Below are 24,093 nucleotides of genomic sequence, written 5' to 3'. Positions count from 1 at the left end.
GTGTTCGACCCCTGCGGTGCTCTATCCGCATCTATGCTCTCTCCATGCTGCGTGATCCGGACGAGGGCTCCGCATTCGTATTCGATCTGGTTGAGCACGACGAGCCTGACCCGGACCGTCCGCCCGTAGCTCCCGGTGCGAACGGGACGGTCCAGGCGGCGGCCCCCGCCGTCGCGGACGACGCCGACCGCGAGCCGGACGCGCCGGCCGCGCGCGGGACGGACGCCTGGCGGCGGACGGTCCCAACGGTCGCGGCGGTCCTGGCGATCGCGCTCGGGACGGGCATCGCCTCGGACGGCGTGCGGGACGCCGCGCGGATCGAGCGGATGCGCGACTTCGGCGGCGGTGTCGAGGACGTGTCGACGCCGCTGACGGAGAAGTGGGTGTGGGACGGGGACGTCGGCCTCGTCGACCGGGGCTTGGGCGGGACGGACGCGATAGTCCTCGGCGACATCCTGGCGTTCCAGTCCGGCCGCGACCTGGTCGCGCTCGATCCCGCGACCGGCGAGGAAGCCTGGGTCGTCCCGCTCGGCGACGATCCGGCGTGCGGGCCGACAGGTGTCTCGCCCGACCAGGGCGCGCCGGCCCGTTCGGTGTCGATGATGGTGTGCCTGTACGGCGCCGCGGCGGACCGCGAGGCCGTGAGCGTGCGGCCCGACGGTACGGTCTCCGCACCGCGGACGCTCGACCCCTCGGACACGCGCCGGCACGGGTCGGCCCGGCCAGGACCCGACGGAACGGTCCTGCGTGCCATGCGGATCGGGCCGGAGTCAGAGGTGGACCTGGGCGACGCCAGGTGCGAGGACTCGGGGGAGTGCACCGGGACCGTCGCCGCCGGGCGGGACGTCGGGCTCCGGGCGGAGAGCGCCGTCACCGGGGAGGAGCTCTGGACCGTTACCGTCCCGTTCGAGGGGGCGGAAGCCTGGGAGTGCTGGGACGATTCCTGGGAGGACCCGAACGGGGGACTGGCCTTCGACGGGGAGGTCCACCCGGACGGGTTCGGCGGGCACGCAAGCGCCGACCTCGTGCGGCTGTACGGGTGCGGCGTCGCGGCCGCCGTCACCCCGGACGGCTTGCTGCTGGATCCTGAGCCCGACCCGGGGACTGGCCACGCGGAGAGCCTTGCCCTGGGCGGTTACGCGTGGCTGGACCAGAGCGGTCCGGCGCGCACCGTCATCTATGACGACGACGGCGCCGTCGTCGTCGACGTCTCCGGTCATGTGCGCGGCCCGAGCGTCGCGGACGGAGCGGGTCCGGACACCTTGCTCGGAACCGATGAGACCGGGGGGCGCCTGCTCGCCTACGACGCGGACGGTCTCCCACGATGGGACATCGCGGCCCAGGCTCCTGAGCACGCGTTCCTCGCACAGGTGGGCCGGACCGTCGTCGTCAGGGCGCAGGGCGCGGAGGACGTGCGCGGGCTGGACGTCGACACGGGCACGGAACGGTGGCGGTGGGACACCCCCGCAGCAGGAGACTGGGTGATCGGGACCTTCACCGACGGCCGGGCCGTACTGCTGCACCTGATCCAGGCCGATTCCGGCCTCCCTCGGATGGTCTCGCTCGACGCGGCCTCCGGCGAGCTGCTCTGGCAGGAGAGCGACGAGGCCGCCACGAGCAGGATGGAGGCTGCCAGCAGCGGTCCGGACGACGAGGAGGTGGCCGTCCCGGCGCTGGTCGCGGTGGACGGGCGCCTGCTGGAGGTCAGCCGCAACGGCGTCCGGGGGCTCGGATGAACCCGCTGGAAGCCCGGGACGAGGCCTCGACCGAATGGTGGGTCCTGGACTGTGATCTGCGGCATTGGCGGTGACACCCCCCTTCTGGTCGGGCGTGGGGCTGGAGTTGGGGTAGTATTTCCGTCGGCCCCAAAGGGCCAAAACCGGTAGTGTCGAGCATGCTCGAAACGACCGCGGGCTGTGGCGCAGCTTGGTAGCGCACTTGACTGGGGGTCAAGGGGTCGCAGGTTCAAATCCTGTCAGCCCGACAGATCGCCCCTCACCTGTTTACGCAGGTGAGGGGCGTTTTTCGTTCCATCGAGAGCGGAGCTCAGTGCACGCTGATCGCGTCCAGCCGGTGCGTTCCCCCGTTCAGGAACACGTTGACGCCCTGGACCGTGCCGACGAGGGCCTGGCACTCCTCCGTCAGCGTGGTCAGGTCGACCACCACCTCACCGGGCTCCTGCACCCAGCCGGCCTGGCCCGTCTCGCACCAGGTCCAGTCGGGACCGAGCTGGAGCGCCACCTTGGTGTCGAAGCCGGTGGTCCCCGCCACATCGAGCCGGAGCTCGGTGCGGCCGGTGAGGTCGATCCCGCCGGGCCCGGACAACCAGGCGCCGTCGGCCCCGGCCTCGACGGTCAGGATGCCGCCGGACGCGGTTGCCGTCCCGTTCGACCAGCTGGGCACGGCCCAGCCCTGGTCCCCTTCTTCGAAGTCGGCGATCACGACCGGCTGGAGCGGCGACGGCAGCGCGTCGAACCGGAACAGCATCGCGGTGAGCGCGGCCCGCTTCACGGTGTGGCCTGCCCCGAACGACGTCGACGACGCCGCCGGCACCGCCCCGGTCTCCACCGCCCACGCGGCGGCTTCGGCGGAGGCGGCCGGGACGTCGCCGTACACCGTGGCGACGTCAGCGGCGGGCGAGCCGTAGAGGTGCCAGAACGCCTCGGCGACGGCCAGCTTGGTGGCCCCGGCGCGCGGCGCGGCCGGGGTGGCGACGTCGCCCTCCGGGTCGTACGCCCGCAGGAGGGCAGCGAGCTCGCCCGCCTTGACGGCGCGCGTCGGGTAGAAGCGGCCGCCGCTGTCGCCCCAGCGCACGGCCTCGGCAAGACCCTCCTCGGCGAGCCACTCGATCGCCTCGTACTCGGCCATCGTGCGCGGCGTGTCGCGGAAGACGGGCGGCGGCGGGGTGCCGAGCACGGCCTTCAGGTCGTCGACGACGATCGCGCCGGAGGACGCACCGCCGTCGGCGGCGTTGACGTACACGTTGAACTGGCTGACGTTCTCGAGGTCCTCCTGCGTGATCCGACGGTCGGCGTTGCCGGTGTCCCAGGGCGCCGGGCGCCAGTCCGCGAACGGGATGGTCGCCACGTACGGGGCGTCGCCCGCGAGCGAGGGGTACGCCTCGTACGAGACGCCGCCCGCGACGAGCTGGAGCACGAGCTTGTTGCCCGACGCGTCCGGGTCCACCCACAGCGAGAAGTCCCAGTTGCCCGACCAGTCGGCGCCTACCTGGCGACCCACGCCGGTGTACGACTGGTTCGCGAAGTCGTAGGCGAGGCGCATCGCGTTGTCGCCCGACCCGACGGAGCCGCCCGCGGCCGCCCGCTCGAGCGTGATGGTGTTGGCGTTGTACTGCACGTACTCGGCGCGCAGCGCGGTGTCGTCGCCGTAGCCCTCGAAGTCGTCCATCACGCCGGGCGCGAAGACGGGCTCGGGGCCGAGCACCACCGCAGACGGCACCGTCACCTCGCCCTCCGCTGTGACGACGCGGAGGGTGAGGGCGCGGGTCGAGTTGCCGAGCTCGGCGGCGGGGATCGCCCACTCGCCGGTCCACCACAGCTCGCCCGCGGCGGGCGGGGTGAGCACTACCTCGCCCACGGCGCCGCCCACGGTCACGGAGGCGCGCTCGACGTCGACGCCGGAGATCGTGGCGCGCAGCGTCGTCGGCCCGGACGTGACGCGTGAGCCGTCCGACGGCGACGCGAGGTGCGCCACCGGAGCCGCGGCCACGGGCTCGGTGACGGCGTCGAAGGCACCCTCCACCTCGTCCGCGAAGTATGTGTACGGGTCGGCGTGGAACGCCTGGAAGTCGGGCAGCATCTCGCCCTCGGTCGGCGTCCACGGCGCGTTCGACCCGCCGAAGTTGGCCCACGTGAGCAGCCACGCATTCCGGGAGGCCCGCGGGTCGGCCTCGATCGCCGCCAGCAGGTCGGTGAACCAGGAGGTGTTGAGGTTCTCGCCGTCGGGCTTCATGCCACCCGTCGGGCCGGTCTCGGTGAAGGTGCTCACCTTGCCGCGCTCGTCGGCGAGGTCGGCGATCATGCCGAGGTCCGCAACGACGGTGGCGAGGCGGGCCGGCGACGCGCCCGAGTCGTCGTAGTAGTCGTAGCCGAGCACGTCGACGAAGCCGTCCCCCGGGTAGGTACGCAGGTACGTCTCGGCGTCGCCGCCGAAGGTGCCGTTGGGCGACCAGGAGTAGAGCAGGTTGTCGACGTTCTTGACGTCGCGCAGGTATTCCACGGTGAACCGGAAGAGCTCCTTGAACTCGCCGGGCGTGCCGAAGGCGGCGCCCCACCAGAACCACGAGCCGGTGTTCTCGTGCCAGGGCCGGAACACGATCGGGATGCGGTTGCCGTCGGCGTCGCGCGCGTTGTCAGCCGCCAGAGCTACGAGGTCGAGGTACGCGCGGAGCTCGGCGTTGTGGGTGCCGCCGGGGAGGACGGCCCGCAGCGCGTCGCCCGAGGTGTCGTAGAAGTCGCCGCCCGTGACCACGTTCTCCATGTGCATCGACAGGGTGCTGATGCCGCCGAGATCGTGCGCCTCCCGGATGCCTTGTGCCAGGAGCCGGGCGTTCTCCTCGCGAGGCCCGCCGTAGACGCCGGGCGGGATGTTCCCCTCGATGCTGAGGGTGTCGAAGCCGAAGACGGCGGGGTGGTCACCTGTCGCGGCCAGCACGTCCGACGAGACGCCGTCACGCGTGGTGAAGGTCTCGCCGACGTCGGTCGTGTGCTGGTGGCCGAACAGGATGCCCTGGCCGCGCACGTCGCGCAGGTATGCGAAGAGGCTTCGGGTCTCGGCGGTCGCCTCGGCGTCGACCAGGTCGACGACCGGGTCGGTGATCGGCACGGGCTCGGCCGCGGCGGTGGTCGCGAGCGGCACGCCGAGGCCGGTCACGGCGAGGGCGATCATCCCCGCGAGCAGCCTGCGTGCTTGGGTAGAAGGGCTCAACGCTGAACCTCCGGTCACCTCGCGGACAGGCGCGTCGGCGCCGGCCGCAGCTGGGATTGGACCGGCCCAAGGTAGCGCCGCGGGCTCACTCAGGTCAGTGGTTGACGCAGGTCCGAATCGTTTAACTGATCGTTTCGGAATGAGCTCGCCCGCGGCGCTCCGATCAGGGTGTGAGGTCGAGGACGTCCTCGCCGACCGCGAGGACCGACCAGACGCCGCCGTCGGCGTCCTTGAGCTCGTAGGCCGGGAGCAGCAGCACCGCGCCGTCCGGCATGTACTGCTGCGCCACACCGAGACGGCCCGACGTGATCGTCACGTCAGTCACCGGCCAGGCGATCTGGGCGCCCGGGGTCGGGGCGGGGGGCACCGACGGGTCGGGGGCGGGCATCATGTCGCTGCTGGCCGTGTCACCCTCCTGTGCGGCGCGGGCGTCCGCCGTCTGCGCGATCAGGCCGCCCGAGGCGCCGAACCGCGGGTCACCCAGGCGCTCCACGGCCTCGGCCTCGCTCACCACCGGATACTGGCCGAGCGAGATCGTCTCCGCGAGAAAGCCGTTCAGGTTGGCGATGCCGGACGTCGACACCGACGCGCTCCACGACAGCCCCGTGCGCTGCCCCTCGATGACCTGCCACGCCGTGACGTAGCGCCACGGGTCGTCTTCGTACGTCTCGCCCGCCTCCAGCTCGAAGCCCTCGGGGTCGACGCCGAGACGGTCCATCACGTCCCGCAGCGCCGCGACGGCGTCACCCGTGGCCGGGGCCGGGTCGGGTGTGACGGTCGGGCAGTCCGGGGCTGGGAGGATCTCCGCGCTGTCGGTGCCGCCCTCGCCCGTCGTACCCGGCTCGGCCTTACCCCGCTCGGTCTCGCTCGGGAGCGGGCAGGACCACGGGTCGCGCGCCGGGTCGTAGAAGTCGAAGCTCCCCGAGCCGTCCGCGTAGACGTGGACCGTCGGGCCGCTGCCGTCGGCCGGGCCGACCACCCAGGAACCGTCCTCCTGGCGCGGCTTCCCGGAGACGCCCAACGTGTCGCCCACACGGCGTGCCGTCTCGGCCGACAGGACTCCGGCGGGGTCGAGGCCGAACGCCTCGGCCTCGGAGCCCGACGTCGACAGGTCCGCACCCGCGTGGAACACCGTGCGGCCCCCGAAGCCGTACGGGTACGACAACTTCTGGTCGGCACTCTCGGCCGCCATACCCGTGTCCGTTGCCGCCATCGGTCCCTGCGCCGGCCCGGTGCCGCGCGAGTCCGCCGCACCGACCGGGGCCTCCAGCGTGATCGGCGCCTCGGCAGCGCCCTCGCCCGCGCCGCCGGGGCCACCGGCCCCCGCGGCCCCAGTGGCGCCCGCCAGGTACCCGCCGCCCCCGACGGCGACGAGGGCCACCGCGGCGGCCGCACCGAGCCATCTGGTCCGACGCCGGGCAGGCCGCGCGGCGAGCTCGTCGCCGGGCACCGGCGTGCCGGCGTCGTCGTGGCTGGCTGCGCCCAGCTCGAATGCGGCGTCCTGGCCCGGCTCGTCCTGGCCTTGCGCGCCGGGGTCGCCGTTCTTGTTGGTGTCCATCGTGGTCCTCCGTGCTGAACGTGGGGGCCGGGGCGGCACTCACACTCGTCATGTGTGCCGTGCGGGCCCCCACATTCAGTCGGTGGCGAATCACCTCGCCTATGGGACCGTTTGATCGCAGGCCACGCCGTTCACCGTGAACTCGGTCGGGTTCGTGTTGACGCCGGTGTGCGAGCCGTTGAACCCCAGGTCGGTGCTGGCCCCTGGCGCGAGCGTGGCGTTCCATGGCGACCCCGTCGCGGTGACGGCCGTGCCGGACTGCGTCCAGGCGGCCCCCCACCCCTGGGTCACCCGCTGGCCGGACGGGAAGGCGAACCCGAGCGTCCAGGTGAGTGGTGCCGTGGTGTCGTTCGTGACCCGTACCGAGCCGGTGAAACCGTTGCTCCAGGTGCTCGCCGAGTAGCTGACCCGGCACCCGCCGGCCGGGCCGGCCGTCGTCGTGAAGGTCACGGCTGGGCTCGCGCCGGACGGGTTGCCCGCGTTGTCCCGGGCGCGCACCACGAACGAGTAGGACGTGCCGGCGGTCAGGCCGCTCACCGTGTAGGCGGTAGTGGCGGACGAACCGGCGAGCACCTCGGTGCTGCCCTGCAGCCGGTAGACGTCGTAGCCGGCGACGCCGCTGGGCGGGTCGCCGTCGTCCGTCACCGCCGGCCAGGTGAGCCGGGCGCCGGAGGAGGTGACGGCGGTCGCCGTCGGCCGGGCAGGGGTGCCCGGCGCGGTGGTGTCGGTGGGCGTGCCGCCGGTGGGCTCGGTGCCCCAGACCAGCCTGCCGCCGTCGTACAGCGTGATCGCCTTCGTCTTCACCAGCGCGGTGGTGGTGAGGCCGGCGAACGACGGGTCGTTCGCGTTGCTCCAGCCGGTGCCGCCGCTGACCCGGAACTGGAGCTCGCGGCGGTGCTGCGACTGCCCGCCGGGGTGGATGTCCTGTCCCGCGCAGCTGAGCTCTGCGTAGTAGAGGCTGCCGGACGCCTGCACGGGCCTGGCGGTCTGCGGGCCGCACTCGCTGTAGTTCGACGACAGGGTGAGGTTGGCCGCGGAGTCGCCGGCGTCGAGGTTGAACCAGTACCGCAGCCTCGCGTTCTCGAGCGAGCGGGCAGGGAAGGCCGACCGGTTGCGGATCAGGGCCTTGATCTCGACGAACGTACCGCTCGGCGGCTGGTTGAGCTGCGCCTCGACGAAGACCTCGTCCTGGTCGGGGGTCTCCGCCTGCGGGAAGCTCGCCAGGGGCGTGCCGCCGTACTCCTTGGCCAGCCGCGCGAGGGCGCCGGAGAAGCCCGCGTTGTAGTCGGTCGCGACCTCGTTGGCCGTGTAGTCCTGCCGTGAGTCGGTGTAGGCGTCGTTGGCCGACGGCGGTCCGCCGACGAGCGCCCCGTAGAGGACGTGCCGGGTGTCGACCGGGTCGGTGATGCTGTCCAGCCAGGACCCGTGCGCGGTGCGGTGGTGCGGCTTGGTCGGCGGGTTGGTGCCGAAGCCCACCACGTACGACGAGTCGCGCGGGTTGTCGCCGAGCGCGTAGTCGATCTGGCGGACGCCGAAGTCGTGGTAGCGCGCCTTGAGCGTCGCGTCGGTGAGCCAGTCCGAATAGACCAGCGCGACGAACGACGTGTTGGCCGCGTACCGCAGCGAGCCCCACGAGTCGAGCACCGCCTGACCGCCGGGGGAGTAGGGCACCCTCTGCCCGTTCACGCCGACCGTCCAGTAGTCGAGCCAGCGGTTGGTGTCGTCGACGTACTTCTGCTTGCCGGTCTCCATCGCCAGGAGCGCGTACGCACCGAACGCCTTGTCGTCCCAGGCGATCGTCCACTTGTACTTGCGGGTGCTGGACTGGTTCTCGGTGCCCAGCTTGTCGTACTCGGTCTCGGCCTTGGCCAGGTACGTCGCGTCCCCGGTGGCCTTGTAGAGCCAGTAGGCGCCCCAGACGAGCTCGTCCTGGTAGCCGGACCACGACCTGTAGTAGGGGGCGACAGCGGTGACGCAGTCCGAGTAGCTGCCGCGGTAGGTGTCCGCGAACGAGTAGAGCTGCTTGGCGTGCGCGATGAGCTCGCTCGCGTACCCGGGGTCGTCCTGGAGGACGATCGCCGAGGACGCCATCGCGGCGGCCGTCTCGGCGGCGACGTCGGAACCGGGGCAGGACGCGGTGATCTTGTGCGCCGGGCGGTCCATGGTCATGACCTCGGCCGGGCCCCACCACTTGTGGTCGTCCTCGCCGTCGCCCACCTGCACGTACAGCTCGTTCGGCGCGGTGTGGGCCTTGACGAGGTAGTCGTTGACCGAGCGCAGGTTGTCCTTGAGCTCGTCGAGCTGGCCGGCCCGCGTGTATCCCTCGGGCGACTCGATCGCGCCCCACGCGAGCATCGTCGTGCTGAACGCCATCGGGAAGCCGAACTTCACGTGGTCGCCGGCGTCGTACCAGCCGCCGGTGAGGTCCTTGCCGACGTCGGCGCCGTCCTGCAGTGCGGAGTCGCCGCGCCAGCTCACCGGGTAGTCGTTCGGCAGGTCGCCGGACTGCTGTGCCTGGTAGAAGAACATCGACTTCTGCAGGGCTTCGGCGTAGTTGAAGGCAGGGTCGGCGTTGAAGGCAGGGTCGGCGTCCGGCGCGCCCGTGGCGGGCGCCGCGACGAGCAGGGTGGCGGCGAGCGAGAGCGCCGTGCCCGAGGCGAGCGCGGTGGCGCGCCTGCGCCGGGCCGGCGCGTCGGGAGTGCCGGACGGGTGTGCCATGAGGACCTCTTCAGCGCTGGAGACGGTCGGGGAGACGACGTCAGGCCGTGGCACGCCGTCGCCCCGGTGCGACGCGCCTGGACATCGTCGCGAGGGGCGGATTTCTCCGTCAACGACCTAAACGATTCACACGCTGTGCGGCGACGTCCATGCTGGATCCTGAGCTGTCTGCTGGACGACGACCGGTTGCCCGGTTGCCCTATGAATTCCTTCGGAGCCGCGCTCCCGTGAGCCGGGTGGCCACGCCGGCCATCCCGATGGCCGCGGCGACTGCGGCGTCGACCCATGCGGTGGTCAGGCCGAGTGTGAGAGAGAACCGGGCGATGTCGGTCATGGCCTGGATGTTGCCGAGGTCGGCCCGGTAGGAGACCACGGCGAGGATCGTGTCCAGGACGGCGGTTCCGACCCAGAGGAGGAGTAGCGCTGCGATCCAGACGAGCAGGCGGCGTGCGGGCTTCCACCCGCACCAGGCGAGCGCGAGTCCGGTCAGTACGGCAGGAGCGTACTGACCGCCGTGGTGGATCAGCAGGGCGAGAAATGTCGGGGTGTTCCCGACGGCGAAGAACGCCGTCAGCCAGTGGCCTACGGCGATCGAGCCCACGCAGGCGGCAAGCACGACCGTGGGGACGGAACCGCGGGCGAGCATGCCGCAGACGGCCACGCAGACCCCGAGCGAGACGACGACGGCCGCGGTGATGGCGGCGACGTAGATCTGGGAGGCGGTACCGGCGCGCAGCCCGGGGACGACGGTGAGCAGGGTCTGGACGGTCGCGACGACCTGCACCGCGGCGAGACCAGCCGTCGCGAGGGTGGCGGTGCGGCGCGGGTTCGGCCAGGGCCACCAGCGTGCGGCGAGGCCGGCGATCACACCGGGCACGACGAGCATGCCGATCAGGGACAGGACCATGTACTGGTTGAACGGCAGCAGCGCGACGGGCATGTCCTCGGGCAGGGTGGGCGAGGCCCACAGGTTCTGCAGCGGCAGCCGCATCCCGGTCAGCAGCCAGGGGAGCAGTCCCACCAGGGCGGCACCGGCCCCGACGAGGACAGCCGCGACGGCCCACGACGACCGGGACCGAGATGCGGGCGGGGCTTCCTGTTCCTGTGTGCTGGTCACGGCGGACATCCTGGCACGATGCGCTTGGCGTGGACGCCGCCGCGACCCTTGCCGCGACCGGCTCAGTCCGGCCGCGACCCAGGCTTGACGGCGAGCACGGGGCACTCGGCGGTCAGCAGGATCCGTTGCGCTACGGAGCCCATGAGCAGCTTGCCCACCGGGCTGCGGTGCCGCAGCCCGACGACGACGAGCCGCGCGGACAGCTCGTCGGCGACGTCGAGCACCTGGTCCGCGACGTCCCGCCCCATCTCCTGCCGCACGATGTGCGGCAGGCCGGTACCCCGGAGCCGCTCCGCGAGGTCGGCGAGGCCGGTGGGCGCCGCGAAGCGGTCGTCCACGAGGGCGTCCCCGCGGGTGCCGTTGACCACCGCGACGCCCCGCCCGCCCTCGCGGGCCCAGGCGATGCCGTGCTCCAGCGCGGCGGCGCCGAAATCGTCGGGGGTCCAGGCCACGACCACCCAGCTGTCGGCCGCGCCCCGCCCCGTGCCGTCGTCAGGCCCCGTGTCCCGGTCCGGCCCCGTGCCCTGGTCCTGCGTCTCCTTCGTCACCGCTGATCTCCTTCCGTCCCGACGGCGGCGCCGTCGTCCCGTGCCACGTCCGCGACCTTGGCCTCGGCCTCCAGCCGCGACTCCGTCCGCGACCGCCACCGCGACAGCAGCGGACGGGTCACCAGCACCAGGAGGAGCACCACGTAGATGGCGATCGCCAACGGCTCGCTCCACAGGATGGCGGGTTCGCCGCCGGAGATGGTGAGTGCCTCGCGCAGCTTGGTCTCCATGAGCGGGCCCAGGATGACGCCGAGGATGAGCGGCAGCACCGGCAGCCCGAACCGCCGCATCGCGAGGCCGAGCAGGCCGAACACGAGGAGCAGGCCGATGTCGAACGGGTCGAGGTTCGTGGCGTAGGCGCCGAGGCAGGCGAAGAAGAGGATCCCGGCGTACAGCTGGGGACGCGGGATACGCAGCAGCCGGGCCCACAGCGGCGCCAGCGGGAGGTTGAGCACGAGCAGCAGGAGGTTGGCGACCAGCAGGCTCGCCAGCAGGGTCCACACCATGTCGGCGTGCTCGGTCATGAGCTGCGGACCGGGCTGGATGCCGTAGCCCTGCAGTGCGGACAGCATCACCGAGGCCGTCGCCGTCACGGGCAGGCCGAGCGCGAGCATCGGCACGAGCATCCCGGCCGCCGACGCGTTGTTCGCCGCCTCCGGGCCTGCGACGCCCTCGATGGCGCCCTTGCCGAACTCGTCCTTGCCGCGGCCCTTCGCGCTCGAGCGCTTCGCCAGCTTCCGCTCGGTGATGTACGACAGGAACGTCGGCAGCTCGGCGCCGCCGGCCGGCAGCGCGCCGAACGGGAATCCGTACACGGTGCCGCGGAGCCACGGCCGCCACGAACGCCGCAGGTCCTCGCGGCCGAGCCACGGTTGCCCGACCGGCACGACCCGCACGGGCTTGCGGCGCAGGTGCGCCGCGACCCACAGCGCCTCGCCGAGGGCGAAGATGCCCACGGCCACCACCACGATGTCGAGGCGGTCCACGAGCTGGGCGACGCCGAACGTCAGGCGCGGCTGCCCGGTGTTGAGGTCCAGCCCGACGAGGCCGACCGTCAATCCGACGAACAGGGCGAGCAGGCCGCGCAGCGGGCTCGCTCCGAGCACGGTCGCGGTCATGACCAGCGCGAGCACCATCAGCGCGAAGTACGACGGGGCGCCGATCTCGACGGCGACATCCGCCAGTGCAGGCGCGAACAACGCCACCAGGAGGGTGCCGATCGTGCCTGCGACGAACGATCCGACGGCGGCGGTGGCCAGCGCCTGCGCGCCCCGCCCGACGCGGGCCATGAGGTTGCCCTCGAGCGCCGTCATCACGGAGGCCGACTCGCCGGGTGTGTTGAGCAGGATCGACGTCGTCGACCCGCCGTACATGCCGCCGTAGTACAGGCCGGCGAACATGATGAACGCCTGCGTGGGTTCGAGCCCGAACGTCACGGGCAGCAGCAGCGCGATCGCCATCGCCGGCCCGATACCGGGCAGCACGCCGACGAACGTGCCGAGCAGGACGCCCACCGCGGCGTACAGGAGGTTCATGGGGGTCAGGGCGGCGCCGAGGCCGTCCCAGAGCAGTCCGAGGTTCTCCATCAGGTCACCGCCTCACAGGATTCCGTCGAGGACGCCGGGGGTGAGCGGGATGCCCAGCCCGACGACGAAGCCGTACCAGCTGGCCACCGCGAGCACGAGACCCACGAGCACGTCGCGGATCAGCGTGCGGCTGCCGAGCGCCCACGCCGCGCCGGCGAAGAGGATCGCGCCGGCGAGCGCCCAGCCCAGCCAGGTGACGGTGGCGATGGTCAGCAGGATGACGCCCACCAGCTTCAGCACCGTGGGCCAGTCGGCGGGCGTCGTGACGTCGACGTCCTCGCCCGCCTCCGGCTCGGGGCGGGAGCCACGCGCCGTCGCCACGGCCAGCAGCGCGCTCGTGACGACGAGCCCCGTGCCGATGACGAGCGGGAAGATGCGCGGACCCACGGGGTCGGCGAAACCGACCTCCAGGGTCGTCGCGTCGTACACGGTGTACGCGCCGACGAGGAGCAGCACGGCGGCCAGCCCGTACTGGGCGGCGTCGACGCGCGAACCCTCGGGGCCGTGGTCCGTTGCCCCTGCTTCGGGGGTCTCCACCTCGGCGCTCACAGCAGGTTCAGCTCCTTCAGGGTGGTCGACACCCGTTCGTCCTGCTCGCGCAGGAACTGCTCGAAGTCGTCGCCTGTGACGAAGGCGTCGGTCCAGCCGTTGTCGGCCAGGGCCTGCTCCCACTCGGGCGAGTCGTGCATGCGGGTGAGGTAGGCGATGAGCTCGTCGCGGCGCTCCTCGCTGATGCCGGGTGGGGCGACGACACCGCGCCAGTTGGTGAAGACGAGGTCGATGCCCGACTCGGTCAGGGTCGGGACATCGGCGAGGACCTCCTCGGTCAGACGCTCCTCGCCGGAGACGGCGAGCACGCGCAGCTCGCCCGCCGCGATCTGCCCCTCGAACTCGGCGAGGCCGGAGAACCCCACCTGGATCTTGTGCCCCAGCAGCGCACTGGTCAGCGGGCCGCCGCCGTCGTAGGACACGAACCGCACGTCCTTCGGGTCGATGCTGACGGCCTTGGCGAGCTGCATCGGGAACAGGTGGTCGGGGCCGCCGGGGGACGAGCCACCGCCCACCACTACCGATCCCGGGTCCTTCTGCCACGCCGCCACGAGGTCGTCGATCGTGCGGAACGGGGAGTCGGCAGGCACGAGCACGCCCTCCTGCTCCTCGATGAGCTGGGCGAGCGGTGTCGCGTCGTGCGGGCGGGCGTCCACGCCGAACGAGTACGTGGACCCGACCACGCCGAGCCCCAGCGTCATCATGAGCCGCTCGTTGCCGGCCTCGCCCATGAGCCGCGACATCGCTACCGAGCCGCCCGCACCCAGGATGTTCGTCACCTGGATGTCACCGCCGGTGATGTCGTCACGGTCGAGGACGCCCACGGCCGCACGGCCGGTCTGGTCGTAACCACCGCCCGGGCTGTTCGGTATCCACATGTCGAGGTCCGCCGAGTCGTCGCCACGCGTCACGCCGCACCCGGTGCCGACGGCGACCAGGGTCGCGGCGAGCGTGGCGGCGAGGGTCAGACGGATGCCACGGCGAAAGCCGGCATTGCGGGGGTGCCCGGGTTCCGTGGGCTCGGACGTGCGGCTCGGGGGGCCGGATGTCGTCGACGACATCGGTTCCTCCAGACTGGGTAGGTGCTGCGGGGCAGCTCTGCCCCGGAGTCATCGTCACAGGCGCCCGTCGGGCGCGTCATCATTGGGTAACCAAAGGAGGTTGAGAAACTTGCGGTCAAGCGGTCACCCCATCCGCCACCTCACGCTCGGCGGGCAGGTGCTGGCGCTGCAGCTCGCCGTGCTGCTCGTGGTCGTGGCGGCGGCCGCCGTCGTCTTCCTGGGGCAGGCCGACGCCGCGTTCCGCGACGACCGCGCCGACCGGCTCGAGGTCGCTGCCGAGGGACTGGCCGGCATCCCGGCCGTGCAGGCGACGCTCACCGAGGAGGCGCCCGACACCCGGGCGCTCGCGTTCTACCTGCAGACGCGTGCGGCGTACGTCGACGCGCGCAACGCCTACGCCACCGACCTCGACGGACGCATCCTGGCAGCGACCGACCCGACGCGGACGGGGGAGCGCCTCGACCTGCCCGACGACGCCGCCACACGTGCGGGCAGCGGCGACGTGACGGACGTCGCCGGCCGTTCGATCGCGGCGTGGGTACCCGTCTACGGTGGCGGCGCCTCCGCGCCCGGGCCGAGCGCTCCGCGGCCCGTGGCCGTCGTCGTGCTGGCCGACCCGTACCCGCCGCTGGCGGAGCGGATCTCGAGCGCCGGCGGCGACGTGCTCGTGGTGCTCGGCATCGGCACCGTGCTCGCGGCCGCTGGGTCGTGGCTGCTCGCCCGCCTCGTCAAACGCCGCACGCGCGGCCTGGAGCCGGCACAGATCGCGGCGCTCGCGGACCACCGCGAGGGTGTGCTGCGGTCGATCCGTGAGGGAGTCGTCGTCGTGGGCGACGACGGCCGTGTGAGCCTGGTGAGCGACAGTGCCCGCGACCTGCTGGGCCTGCCCACCGACGCCCCCGATCCCACCGGCCGGCGACTGGAGGACCTGGGGCTCGACCCCGCCGTCCTCGAGCTGCTGCGCGGCACGGACGAGGTGCACGATGCCGTCCTCGTCGCGGGAGACGTCATGGGAGACATCAGGGGAGACATGGTGCTGGTGCTCAACCGCCGCCGGGTGCTGCACGAGGGTCACCCGGCCGGCACGGTGACCACGCTGCGCGACCGCACCGAGCTGCTGGCGCTGCAGAGCGAGCTGCACGCACGCACGAGCGTCACCGAGACGCTGCGCGCGCAGACGCACGAGTTCAGCAACCAGCTGCACACCGTCTCAGGGCTCATCGCGCTGGGGGAGTACGACGAGGTGGGCCGCTTCGTCCACCGGCTGACGCGACGGCGCGCGGAGCTCAGCGACGTCGTTACGGCGCGCGTCGCCGACCCGGCGGTGGCGGCGCTGCTCATCGCCAAGGCGACCCTCGCGGACGAACGCCACGTCGAGCTCGTCGTCGACCAGGGCAGCGCGCTGCCGCGCCTCGACCCGGACCTGTCCGCCGACGCCGGCACCGTGCTCGGCAACCTCGTCGACAATGCCGTCGACGCCGCGGCCTCGTCAGCGGGGTCGGCCGCAGGGTCGTCGGCAGGGTCGTCCGCAGGGTCGTCCGCAGGGCCCGGCGTGGGCGACACTGCCCGCCCGGCGCGGGTGCGCGTACGGCTCGCGGTCTCCGGCCCGAAGGAGGACGTCGTCATCGAAGTCGCCGACAGCGGTCCCGGGGTGGCGCCCGAGCAGGTGGACGCGATCTTCCGGCGCGGCTGGAGCACCAAACTCGCGGGGACGGCGGGCCGCGGCGTCGGGCTCGCCCTCGTGCACGTACTGACGCAGCGCCGCGGGGGCGGCGTCACGGTGCGAGATGATGAAGCGCTGGGCGGTGCGATATTCACCGCCCGGCTGCCGCAGGGCATCGTGACGGACGAGGGAGGTCGGCAGCAGTGAGCCTGGACGTGCTCGTGGTGGACGACGACTTCATGGTCGCGTCGATCCACCGACGCTTCGTGGAGCGGGTGCCGGGGTTCCGTGTGGTGGGCGAGGTGCACACCGGCGCCGACGCGCTCGCCGCCGTCGACCGGCTCCGGCCCGACCTCGTCCTGCTGGACGTGCACCTGCCCGACGTGAGCGGCATCGAGGTGCTGCGCCGGCTGCGGACGGCCGGACACGACATCGGCGTCGTCGTCATCACCGCGGCCCGGGAGGCCGACACCGTCCGTGCCGCCGCAGCGGGCGGGGCGGCGCACTACCTCGTCAAGCCGTTCGCACCCGAGGACCTGGCTGCCCGGTTGGAGGAGTTCCTCCGTACCCGGCAGGCCCTCGACGGTCTGGGCGACGCCGACGTCGGTCAGGAGGATCTCCAGGCCGACATCGACGCGGTCTTCGCGCGGTCACCGCAGGGCGCCGGAGCACGCGCCCCGCTGCCCAAGGGACTCAGCCTGGAGACGGCCGACGCCGTGCTGGCCGCGCTCGCGGACGGCGTCGAGCTCAGCGCCACGGAGTGCGCGGACGCCGTCGGCGTCAGCCGGGTGAGCGCGCGCCGCTACCTGGAGCACTTCGCGACGGCGGGCCGCGCCGCGGTGCGGCTCAACTACGGCACCGCGGGGCGGCCCGAGCGGCGCTACCGGCTCAGCTGAGTGCCCTCCTCGGCAGGAGCACTCGCCAAGAGCGGCGGCGCGGCCGACGGGGTGGACCCTGCCGTGGAGGAGGGACGACCGACCCGAGGCAGACCGGCCGGGAGGCAGACCCTGAGCAGCTCATTGAGCTCGGTATTCCCGAGGATGCGTACGAACTGAACGGTTAGACGCAAGACGAGTGTTGCGTACGTCAGTCACTGGGCCGAAGGGGCAGCCGGGACTCTCCTACGGAAGTGGTGCTGCGCAGGTCGTCACAGAGAATGACATCGTGATCACTGTGATCACTGTGATCACTGTGATCACTGTGATCACTGTGATCACTGTGATTACGCGATGAGGCTCAATAAGCACAACGAGGAGCGGGTCGCACGACTGCGGGTGTTGATCAAGTCGTTCGACGGATCGGTGGGCGAACTCGACGGCTTGCAAGTGCAGCTTTAACGCGAGATGGGACTGCTGGAGAACGACGGATCTGGCGTAGCGGAACTCGTTCGACTTGCAGAGGCGGACGTCGAAGAGATCCGCTTCATGCGTCTTCTCGAAGATCAGGGAGCCGCCGTCGTGCTGCGCATGAGGCGACTCGCCACTGACCTGGGAGGCTGATGGCATGATCGTCGTGCGCCGAGCCGACTGCTTCTCCGGCTTTCTTCGTTCCCGGTCGCCGTGTGGCTGTGCTCCTCTCGACCGGACTCGCGAGGTGCCCCGATTGTTGAGGAGGAAGCACCGTGACCATCTTGTGGGCTGCCACGTCACCAGAGTCTGGACGGTTCGTTCCGACCGAGCGGTCTGGGATCGATGGCTTGACCGCTCGGTTCGAGGAACTGCGTGCCCAAGGTCAGGGGTACCTGGAGGTGCGCGCGGTCGACGAGCCGTCCACGCTCACCTTGGGCTTCAAGGGGTCTGCGGCCGTGATTCAGCGCATCTCTGACGACGGCAGGATGTTGTTGCTCCTAGCGGCCACGCCGGGCTTCGAGGACGTCGAGGTCGGTGATGGACGGTCTTGTCGAGTTCACGACTGACTTCGTGCTGGACCTGGATCAGGCGTGGCGAGATATCGAGGAGTTCGTCCGTACCGGTGACGCGACCCAGGTTGGGAAGTGGTGCGAGCTGTGACAGCCGGGCGACCTGCTTTGTCGAGTGGGTAGAGCGGCCGTGCGGGCCAGGGTGCGGTGCGGCCGACGGACTTCCCCGGCGACCGCACCGTGTCTGGCGTCCTGCGCGGCTACGCGTCCCCACCCTCCGCGAAAAGTCGGGGGAGGAACTCGATGAGCGACTTTTGACGTCCCATATGTAACCTCCGAACTTGACCGTGATCTCTGGGAGTAACGATGAATGTCGATATTCGCGATGGTGAGTACGTGCTTGTCCTTTCCCGGTCTGAGTTCTTCCTTCTGACGGACGCACTCGAAGAGCATCTCCTATTGAGGGGGGAGCGGTTCGACGTTGCCGGATATGGTCGCGCTGCCGCCAGGGCATTCGCGAGCGAACTCGCGAAGATGACCTTGCTTGCCCGAGGGGCCGAGGTTCGTGGCGACGAAGGTGAGTAGGTCGCGAGCCTTTCCGTTCTTAACGGCTCTAGCGGCAAAATCGGCCGGGTCGCCCGGCACGCGGCGTTTGAGGGCTCGCCTCCACACGATGCTCAACCGCCGACCGTCTGTTCCTGACTGCCGACGGGGACGTCGAGCGGAAGAGTCGAGCCTGTTCACCAAGGGTCATTGGGCCCTGCCAAGGAGGAGGGATGGCCGGCCCACGGCACACCGACCGAAAGGCCAGACTCAGTGTCGGTAATATTGTGAACAGGGAAATCTTGCGGGAGGTGGAATGACTAGGATAGAACTTCGTGAGCGGCTCATTGAGCTCGGAATTCCCGAGGATGCGTACGAACTGAACGGTTTGATGCGAGACGAGTGTTGTGTACTTGATGAAAACTACGAGACGTGGTCGGTCTACTACTCGGAAAGAGGGTTGCGCACGGGTGAGCGAGAGTTCACTTCGGAAGCGGATGCGTGTCAATATATGCTCCGCCGACTGAGGCGTGATTTCGCCGTATAGGCATTGCGCCATCATAAGGCTGAGCAGTTCGAAGATGCCGCAGAGATGGCGACGAGCCTGCGGCGACATGCTGGGCCGCATCGTCGAGGGGGCGGTGATCCGCACGTTGAAATGTGAAATGTCTCCGGTAAACCGCATCGACCCCTATGGCAACGAGGTGACTCGCAAGAGTCCAGGCAATCACACGCCGATCGTTTGGGACTGGTGCTGGCTATGAGTAATTACGAAACTATCGTCGGGTTCGAGGGCGTCTACCTTGAAGACAGTTGGGTGCTGGGAGTGCATCTGGAGCCCGGACTAGCTGTACTCGAAGTGGATGTGGTCCTTACGGAAAGTCATCCGCAGTACACGGCACCGAGCGCCGGTGAACAGTTCTGCTATCGACGGGCGCAGATTCGGTTCGAGGAGGTCTCAAGTGTTTGCTGGACGGGTCAGGGGCTCGTGAAGGCTGCCGTGGACGCCACGGGTGAGCGCGACTTTGGGTCGATCGACGAGTTCGAAGTCGACGGTGACTCCTTCTCGCTTGAGGGCGACTTTGGCCGTCTCGAGATCGAGTCGCGGCGACCCGGCCTGCACCTGCTTTGACGACGGCGGAATGTACGACGAGGAGTTGCCAGGCGGTATCTGCTCTAGGTGTATTAGTTATCGCGCCGACAGTGTGGAGTTCGCGCTCCCGCCGCCGCTATCACCCGAAACCAGGCCGACCCTACGGCAATCCCCCATTGGATTGACAATGGAGCGGTCAGGATTGCTCGAGTAAGTACCGTGGATCCCGATTTTAAGATGAACGGTGTCACGTTGTATCTCAGTTCGCTGGAGAGCGATAGATTCACGCGCGTCCGAGAGTGTCGATTTGTGCGACCGATCGTCGTGGGCGATCAGAAGCCGGGTGTGGTCGCGCATCTGACGCCTGGTGTTCCTGGTCAAGAATTTGGGGTGGGCGAGGACATCTCGTCTTTTGTGCTCACGACCCGTTTTGAGGGCGCTGATATCCGAAAGCTCGAAGAGTTTCCCTGCTTTGTCTTCATTGCTCTGCCTCAGGTAACGCTGACGCCTGAGATGGACCGAATCGCCGCGGTCGATCTGCAAGTGATTGCGTGGGGTGAGTTGTACCGAACGGCGACCGACGCGGAGCAGCACCGGTTCGGGTAGTTTCGATGTCCTCCCACTATCGGAGATCTCGATAAGGATGGCCCCGCCCCTCGCGAGCTTGTTCCAGCCCGTGGCGCTCGCCAAGAGCGGCGGCGAGGCCGACGGGGTGTCCCCGCCGACCGCGCCGTGCCCAGCACCCTGCGCCGCTACGCGTCCCCACCCTCCGTGAACAACCGCGGGAGGAAGTCGATGAGCGACTTCTGCCAGACGTCCCAGCTGTGCGGCCCCGGAACGATGGGCGCGAACTCGTGGTTCACCCCGCGGCTCTCCATGGCGGCGATCAGCTGCAGCGTCGCGCCGTAGGTGAAGTCCTGCACGTCACCGGAGTAGACGCGCAGCAGCTTGGTGCCCTCGTTGATGGCCTCGACGTCCGCGGTGGCGGGCGGCGCACCGAACGCCGACATGGCGCCGATGTAGCCGAACTCGCCCGGGTGCGCCCAGAGCGTGCTGAGCGTGTGGCCCGATCCCATCGAGAGACCCGCCAGAGCGCGCTGGTCGCCGTCGGAGCTGATGTTGAACTGTTCCTCAGCGGCCGGCACGATGCGCGTCGTGATCTCCGTGGGGAAGTCCACGCCGTTTCCGTTAGCCATGACGACCACCATCGGCACGATGTTGCCCCGCAGGTAGTGGTTGTCGAGGATGCGCTGGACGTATCCCACCTCGACCCAGTCGGTCCACGTCTGCCCGCCACCGTGCTGCAGGTACAAGACCGGGTACTCCTCGGCGCGGTCCGCGTCGTAGCCCGGCGGCGTCCACGCGTACGCGGAGCGCTGCTGGCCGCCACCTGCGGTACCCGGGCCGAAGTTCCCCTGCACCGCGACGGGGCTGTCCCCGATGCCGGTCGCCTCGGTCACCGCCGCGCGGGGCACCGTGAAGCGGTAGACGTCCGAGACCGGGTTGTTCGGCACCTCACTCACCCACGGGTCGGCGCTCACCGCCTGCGCGGCAGGTGCGCCTCACCGGATCTTCTCGTTTACCGGTAGAGCAATGGCGGTCACGATCGCGTCGTCGATCGAACACCGTGAGTAATCTATTGATTATCGAGCGATCCTCATCGATAATCGCTGCATGAGTCGCATAGTCTTCAACATGCTCACGCTGCTGATCGTCAGCGGGATCGCCATCGCCCTGTTCGCCCAGGTCGTGATCCTGCCCGGGATCGCCGCCGGCGAGGTCAGGCTCTTTCCCCCGTACGAGCCCTACCGGGCACCGCTCCTGGCCGCCGGGATCGCGTTCATCGCCTGCGCGCAGGTATCGCTCGCGGCCCTCTGGATGCTCGTGTTCCGCGCCCAGGCGGGCATCTTCTTCCGGCCGGGCACGCAGCGCTGGGTTGTCACGATCGGCGCGGCGGTCGGTGTCGCGACGCTGCTCACCGCCGGCTTCTTCCTGTATCTGACGTTCGTGGGGATCCCGATGCCCGACGACATGGGGGACCTGGGGCTGTGGATGGCAAGCGGCCTGGGATGTTTCGTCGGCGTCGCGCTGCTCGGTGTCGTGTTCGTGACCCATCGGCTCGTCGAACGGGCGACGGAGGCACAGACCGAGCTGGACGGCGTGCTCTGATGGCGATCGTCGTCGAGATCGATGTGCTCCTGGCGAAGCGGAAGATGTCGGTCGGCGACTTCGCCGACGCGATCGGCCTGAGTCCGGCCAACGTGTCGGTGCTGAAGAACGGCCGTGCGAAGGCGGTCCGGTTCTCGACGCTCGACGCGATCTGTGAGGCTCTCGATTGCCAGCCGGGAGACGTGTTGCGGTGGGTCTCCGACGACGGCGTCGAATCCGCGGCGGTCAGCCTTCCGCGTAGCGTCGACTGACCGGTGTTCTGATACTGACTCCTTCGCCCGGGACGTCCTGGGCGGAATCGTGGAAGGCGGGCTGATGGCGAACGTTCTGGTGACTGGCGCGTCCCGAGGGATCGGGCGGGCGATCGCGGTGGCTCTTGCCGGCCGTGGTGACCGGGTCGCTGTTCATTACGGCTCCGATCGCGCGGCCGCCGAGCGGACGCTCGAACTGCTGGCCGGCACGGGTCACGCGGTCGTGGGTGGAGACCTGAGCCGGCCCGAGGGCGCGGAGGCCATCGTGACGGCGGCGGCACAGGCGCTCGGAGGAATCGACGTCCTCGTCAACAACGCGGCGCTCGCCCCGAGCGCACGTCACCATCATCCGATCGCGACCGTGAGCTACGAGGACTGGCAGCGAAGCTGGCGGGAGATGGTCGACGTCGACCTCATCGCGGCGGCGAACGTGACGTACCTCGTGGCACGCCAGCTCATCGCCAGGGGCTCCGCGGGGGTCATCGTGAACATCGGCTCCCGGGGCGCCTTCCGTGGCGAGCCGGAGTTTCCGGCGTACGGGGCGGCGAAGGCCGCGCTGCACGCCTTCGGGCAGTCGATGGCCGTCGCCCTCGCGCCGCACGACATCGCGGTGGCGTCGGTCGCCCCCGGATTCGTCAGCTCCGAACGCCAGGCCGGGAAGCTGGCGGGCCCCACGGGTGACTCCGTGCGCTCCGAGAGCCCGTTCGGGCGGGTCGGGACGCCGGAGGAGGTCGCGCACGCGGTGCTGTACCTGACCTCGCCGGGGGCCGCGTGGGCTTCAGGAGCGATCCTCGACCTCAACGGCGCCTCCCACCTGCGCACCTGAGGATCCGCCGCACACCCCGCCTCGCACCGGGCCCCCTGCTCAGCGGGTGAGGGCGGTCGCGAGGAAGTCCCGGATCATCGCGGTGGCCTCGTCGAGGTGGGACTCGAGGAGGAAGTGCCCGCCGGGCAGCAGCTCGATCCGGGCGTCGGGAAGGTCCTTGGCGAACGCTCTGGCGCCGTCGGGCCCGAAGATCTCGTCGCGCTCTCCCCAGACCGCCAGCAGTGGCACCTGCGAGGTGCGGAAGTACTCGTGCACGGCGGGGTACAGGGGCGGGTTGGTGGCGTAGTCGGCGAACAGCCGGAGCTGGACCAGGTCGTTGCCCGGGCGGGAGACCAGGGCGAGGTCGTGCTCCCACGTGCCGGGGTCCACCAGGGTGGGATCGGAGACGCCGTGGAGGTACTGCCACCGGATCGCCTCACGCGTCAGCGCGGAGCGGACCGCGGGCTCGGTCTGCTCGTTCTGGTCGGTCGCGTAGGCCCACACGTCCTTCCAGAAGCTCTCGACGAAGCCCTCCTCGTACGCGTTGCCGTTCTGGCTGATGATCGCCGTGATCGCGGACGGGTCCGCCAGCGCGAGCCGCCACCCGATCGGGGCGCCGTAGTCCTGGACGTAGATCGCGTACGAGGTGATGCCCAGGCCCGACAGCAGCTCGGCGGTGATCCGGGCGAGCGCGTCGAAGCTGTAGTCGAACTCGTCGACGCCGGGCGCGTCGGACAGCCCGAACCCGAGGTGGTCGGGCGCCACCACGTGGTAGTCCTCGGCGAGCTGGGGGATGAGCGTGCGGAACATGTGCGAGCTGGTCGGGTAGCCGTGCAGCAGCACGATGGTGGGTGCGCCGGCGGGACCGGCCTCGCGGTAGAAGATCCTGTGCCCGTCGACGTCGGCGAACCGATGGTGGATGGCGACCATGATTCTAACCCTCTCGATTGGTTTTGTCTGGTTATAGGAACATCACGGGTGCTAACCTGTCAACACCAGTTGAGGAGGTTAGTCATGAAGGTCGTGACACGGGAGGACGAAGAGCTGCTGCTGGAGCTGCTGAACACGACGCCCGTCGTCGACGGCGAGCGCACCGACGAGCTCGGCGACCCTGATGCGGGTCCGGCCTGGGCCGCGGCGCACGGCGGAGCCGGCAGCACCGGCGAGATCGCGCGACTTCGACGCGTTCGAGCAGCGCTCCAGGACGTCATCCGCGGAGCGGCCGACGCGCGGACGCTCGAGGAGCATGTGGAGCGGATCGCGCTGCGGCCCTCGTTGCGCACCGGCGCCGTGAGCTGGGAGCTGCGGGTACCCGCCGACGAGAGGCTCGCTGCCCGGGCGCTGCTCGCCTGGATGGTGATCGACGAGCGCACGCCCGGCCGGCTCCGGCCGTGCGCGAATCCTGAGTGCTGCCGCTTCCTGCATGACCGCAGCAATGCGAACACTGCTCGGTGGTGCTCGATGGCGCTCTGCGGCAACCGGTTCAAGGCCAGACGCCACTACCAGCGCACGCGGAAGGCTGACTGATCGTTCTACGGGACATCATGAATCTGAACAGAGAAGACGGCGCGGGTGCCTGTGGCGGCACGGACGACTGACTCTGTCCCATGGGGTTCAGATGCCGGCA

Annotated in this window: 22 protein-coding genes and 1 tRNA gene; 13 read left to right on the top strand and 10 right to left on the bottom strand. The window is 70.2% G+C overall.

Annotation, left to right across the window (positions count from 1 at the left end; genetic code table 11):
- Positions 1 to 44 precede the first annotated feature (44 nt).
- Both AB0F70_RS00385 and AB0F70_RS00380 read left to right on the top strand, forming a co-directional pair.
- Positions 45 to 1,736, top strand: coding sequence for a PQQ-binding-like beta-propeller repeat protein (locus AB0F70_RS00385; RefSeq protein ID WP_357442345.1), 1,692 nt, complete (start codon positions 45 to 47; stop codon positions 1,734 to 1,736).
- Between the two features lie 174 nt (positions 1,737 to 1,910).
- A tRNA-Pro gene (locus AB0F70_RS00380) sits at positions 1,911 to 1,984 on the top strand.
- A 62-nt stretch (positions 1,985 to 2,046) separates the two neighbouring features.
- Here AB0F70_RS00380 and AB0F70_RS00375 read toward each other — a convergent pair.
- From AB0F70_RS00375 to AB0F70_RS00340, 8 genes are all read right to left on the bottom strand, one after another.
- Positions 2,047 to 4,947 (bottom strand): glycosyl hydrolase, encoded by a 2,901-nt coding sequence (locus AB0F70_RS00375; RefSeq protein ID WP_357442343.1) that lies wholly within the window; start codon positions 4,945 to 4,947, stop codon positions 2,047 to 2,049.
- Positions 4,948 to 5,110: 163 nt separating this feature from the next.
- On the bottom strand, positions 5,111 to 6,505 hold the full coding sequence (locus AB0F70_RS00370) for a hypothetical protein (protein ID WP_357442341.1): 1,395 nt from the start codon (positions 6,503 to 6,505) through the stop codon (positions 5,111 to 5,113).
- 99 nt (positions 6,506 to 6,604) lie between these two features.
- Complete coding sequence (locus tag AB0F70_RS00365; RefSeq protein ID WP_357442338.1) at positions 6,605 to 9,223, bottom strand: glycoside hydrolase family 9 protein; 2,619 nt, start codon at positions 9,221 to 9,223, stop codon at positions 6,605 to 6,607.
- A gap of 199 nt (positions 9,224 to 9,422) precedes the next feature.
- A complete protein-coding gene (locus AB0F70_RS00360) occupies positions 9,423 to 10,340 on the bottom strand; it encodes a hypothetical protein (protein WP_357442337.1) in 918 nt (305 codons plus the stop codon).
- Between the two features lie 62 nt (positions 10,341 to 10,402).
- Positions 10,403 to 10,888, bottom strand: a complete 486-nt coding sequence (locus AB0F70_RS00355; RefSeq protein ID WP_357442335.1) for a universal stress protein — start codon at positions 10,886 to 10,888, stop codon at positions 10,403 to 10,405.
- A complete protein-coding gene (locus AB0F70_RS00350; RefSeq protein WP_357442333.1) occupies positions 10,885 to 12,474 on the bottom strand; it encodes a tripartite tricarboxylate transporter permease in 1,590 nt (529 codons plus the stop codon). Before AB0F70_RS00350 ends, AB0F70_RS00355 begins: the two co-directional genes overlap by 4 nt.
- A 12-nt stretch (positions 12,475 to 12,486) precedes the next feature.
- On the bottom strand, positions 12,487 to 13,023 hold the full coding sequence (locus AB0F70_RS00345) for a tripartite tricarboxylate transporter TctB family protein (RefSeq protein WP_357442331.1): 537 nt from the start codon (positions 13,021 to 13,023) through the stop codon (positions 12,487 to 12,489).
- A complete protein-coding gene (locus AB0F70_RS00340; RefSeq protein WP_357442329.1) occupies positions 13,020 to 14,084 on the bottom strand; it encodes a tripartite tricarboxylate transporter substrate-binding protein in 1,065 nt (354 codons plus the stop codon). The genes AB0F70_RS00345 and AB0F70_RS00340 overlap by 4 nt, the downstream gene beginning before the upstream one ends.
- A gap of 109 nt (positions 14,085 to 14,193) precedes the next feature.
- On the opposite strand from AB0F70_RS00340, the gene AB0F70_RS00335 reads away from it, so the two are divergent.
- The 7 genes from AB0F70_RS00335 to AB0F70_RS00305 all read left to right on the top strand — a co-directional run bounded on the left by AB0F70_RS00335 (position 14,194) and on the right by AB0F70_RS00305 (position 19,847).
- Complete coding sequence (locus tag AB0F70_RS00335) at positions 14,194 to 15,954, top strand: ATP-binding protein (RefSeq protein WP_357442327.1); 1,761 nt, start codon at positions 14,194 to 14,196, stop codon at positions 15,952 to 15,954.
- Positions 15,951 to 16,643 (top strand): response regulator, encoded by a 693-nt coding sequence (locus AB0F70_RS00330; RefSeq protein WP_357442325.1) that lies wholly within the window; start codon positions 15,951 to 15,953, stop codon positions 16,641 to 16,643. Before AB0F70_RS00335 ends, AB0F70_RS00330 begins: the two co-directional genes overlap by 4 nt.
- Before the next feature lie 990 nt (positions 16,644 to 17,633).
- Positions 17,634 to 17,756, top strand: a complete 123-nt coding sequence (locus AB0F70_RS00325) for a hypothetical protein (RefSeq protein ID WP_357442323.1) — start codon at positions 17,634 to 17,636, stop codon at positions 17,754 to 17,756.
- A gap of 215 nt (positions 17,757 to 17,971) precedes the next feature.
- A complete protein-coding gene (locus AB0F70_RS00320; protein ID WP_357442321.1) occupies positions 17,972 to 18,190 on the top strand; it encodes a hypothetical protein in 219 nt (72 codons plus the stop codon).
- A gap of 572 nt (positions 18,191 to 18,762) precedes the next feature.
- The gene (locus AB0F70_RS00315; protein ID WP_357442319.1) at positions 18,763 to 18,912 is read left to right on the top strand and encodes a hypothetical protein; all 150 of its coding nucleotides are present in this window, start codon (positions 18,763 to 18,765) and stop codon (positions 18,910 to 18,912) included.
- Positions 18,909 to 19,280, top strand: a complete 372-nt coding sequence (locus tag AB0F70_RS00310) for a hypothetical protein (protein ID WP_357442317.1) — start codon at positions 18,909 to 18,911, stop codon at positions 19,278 to 19,280. Before AB0F70_RS00315 ends, AB0F70_RS00310 begins: the two co-directional genes overlap by 4 nt.
- Positions 19,281 to 19,550: 270 nt before the next feature.
- Complete coding sequence (locus tag AB0F70_RS00305) at positions 19,551 to 19,847, top strand: hypothetical protein (RefSeq protein ID WP_357442315.1); 297 nt, start codon at positions 19,551 to 19,553, stop codon at positions 19,845 to 19,847.
- 146 nt (positions 19,848 to 19,993) lie between these two features.
- Here AB0F70_RS00305 and AB0F70_RS00300 read toward each other — a convergent pair whose 3' ends face one another.
- Complete coding sequence (locus tag AB0F70_RS00300; protein WP_357442314.1) at positions 19,994 to 20,755, bottom strand: alpha/beta hydrolase-fold protein; 762 nt, start codon at positions 20,753 to 20,755, stop codon at positions 19,994 to 19,996.
- Between the two features lie 160 nt (positions 20,756 to 20,915).
- Between AB0F70_RS00300 and AB0F70_RS00295 the strand changes: the two genes are divergently transcribed.
- The 3 genes from AB0F70_RS00295 (at position 20,916) to AB0F70_RS00285 (ending at position 22,487) form a co-directional block, all read left to right on the top strand.
- Positions 20,916 to 21,410, top strand: coding sequence for a DUF2975 domain-containing protein (locus AB0F70_RS00295; protein WP_357442313.1), 495 nt, complete (start codon positions 20,916 to 20,918; stop codon positions 21,408 to 21,410).
- Positions 21,410 to 21,661 carry a helix-turn-helix transcriptional regulator gene (locus tag AB0F70_RS00290; RefSeq protein ID WP_357442311.1) on the top strand — a complete coding sequence of 84 codons (252 nt, stop codon included), beginning with the start codon at positions 21,410 to 21,412 and terminating at the stop codon, positions 21,659 to 21,661. Before AB0F70_RS00295 ends, AB0F70_RS00290 begins: the two co-directional genes overlap by 1 nt.
- Before the next feature lie 64 nt (positions 21,662 to 21,725).
- Positions 21,726 to 22,487, top strand: coding sequence for an SDR family oxidoreductase (locus AB0F70_RS00285; protein WP_357442309.1), 762 nt, complete (start codon positions 21,726 to 21,728; stop codon positions 22,485 to 22,487).
- Between the two features lie 39 nt (positions 22,488 to 22,526).
- Here the strand turns inward: AB0F70_RS00285 and AB0F70_RS00280 are convergent, their stop codons facing one another.
- Complete coding sequence (locus tag AB0F70_RS00280; protein ID WP_357442307.1) at positions 22,527 to 23,396, bottom strand: alpha/beta hydrolase; 870 nt, start codon at positions 23,394 to 23,396, stop codon at positions 22,527 to 22,529.
- 84 nt (positions 23,397 to 23,480) lie between these two features.
- On the opposite strand from AB0F70_RS00280, the gene AB0F70_RS00275 reads away from it, so the two are divergent.
- Positions 23,481 to 23,993 carry a CGNR zinc finger domain-containing protein gene (locus tag AB0F70_RS00275; RefSeq protein WP_357442305.1) on the top strand — a complete coding sequence of 171 codons (513 nt, stop codon included), beginning with the start codon at positions 23,481 to 23,483 and terminating at the stop codon, positions 23,991 to 23,993.
- Positions 23,994 to 24,093: the final 100 nt, after the last annotated feature.

Source organism: Promicromonospora sp. NPDC023805 (genome assembly GCF_040639635.1).
Classification (GTDB): Bacteria; Actinomycetota; Actinomycetes; order Actinomycetales; family Cellulomonadaceae; genus Promicromonospora.
This window is presented reverse-complemented; position numbering and strand designations above follow the sequence as displayed.

Bases quoted from the DNA above. Each gene is read 5' to 3' on its own strand.
- AB0F70_RS00385 (WP_357442345.1), top strand. From the start codon at position 45: ATGCTGCGTGATCCGGACGAGGGCTCCGCATTCGTATTCGATCTGGTT.
- AB0F70_RS00370 (WP_357442341.1), bottom strand. From the start codon at position 6,505: ATGGACACCAACAAGAACGGCGACCCCGGCGCGCAAGGCCAGGACGAG.
- AB0F70_RS00365 (WP_357442338.1), bottom strand. From the start codon at position 9,223: ATGGCACACCCGTCCGGCACTCCCGACGCGCCGGCCCGGCGCAGGCGC.
- AB0F70_RS00350 (WP_357442333.1), bottom strand. From the start codon at position 12,474: ATGGAGAACCTCGGACTGCTCTGGGACGGCCTCGGCGCCGCCCTGACC.
- AB0F70_RS00340 (WP_357442329.1), bottom strand. From the start codon at position 14,084: ATGTCGTCGACGACATCCGGCCCCCCGAGCCGCACGTCCGAGCCCACG.
- AB0F70_RS00325 (WP_357442323.1), top strand. From the start codon at position 17,634: ATGGACGGTCTTGTCGAGTTCACGACTGACTTCGTGCTGGACCTGGAT.
- AB0F70_RS00320 (WP_357442321.1), top strand. From the start codon at position 17,972: ATGAATGTCGATATTCGCGATGGTGAGTACGTGCTTGTCCTTTCCCGG.
- AB0F70_RS00315 (WP_357442319.1), top strand. From the start codon at position 18,763: ATGCTGGGCCGCATCGTCGAGGGGGCGGTGATCCGCACGTTGAAATGT.
- AB0F70_RS00310 (WP_357442317.1), top strand. From the start codon at position 18,909: ATGAGTAATTACGAAACTATCGTCGGGTTCGAGGGCGTCTACCTTGAA.
- AB0F70_RS00295 (WP_357442313.1), top strand. From the start codon at position 20,916: ATGAGTCGCATAGTCTTCAACATGCTCACGCTGCTGATCGTCAGCGGG.
- AB0F70_RS00290 (WP_357442311.1), top strand. From the start codon at position 21,410: ATGGCGATCGTCGTCGAGATCGATGTGCTCCTGGCGAAGCGGAAGATG.
- AB0F70_RS00285 (WP_357442309.1), top strand. From the start codon at position 21,726: ATGGCGAACGTTCTGGTGACTGGCGCGTCCCGAGGGATCGGGCGGGCG.
- AB0F70_RS00280 (WP_357442307.1), bottom strand. From the start codon at position 23,396: ATGGTCGCCATCCACCATCGGTTCGCCGACGTCGACGGGCACAGGATC.
- AB0F70_RS00275 (WP_357442305.1), top strand. From the start codon at position 23,481: ATGAAGGTCGTGACACGGGAGGACGAAGAGCTGCTGCTGGAGCTGCTG.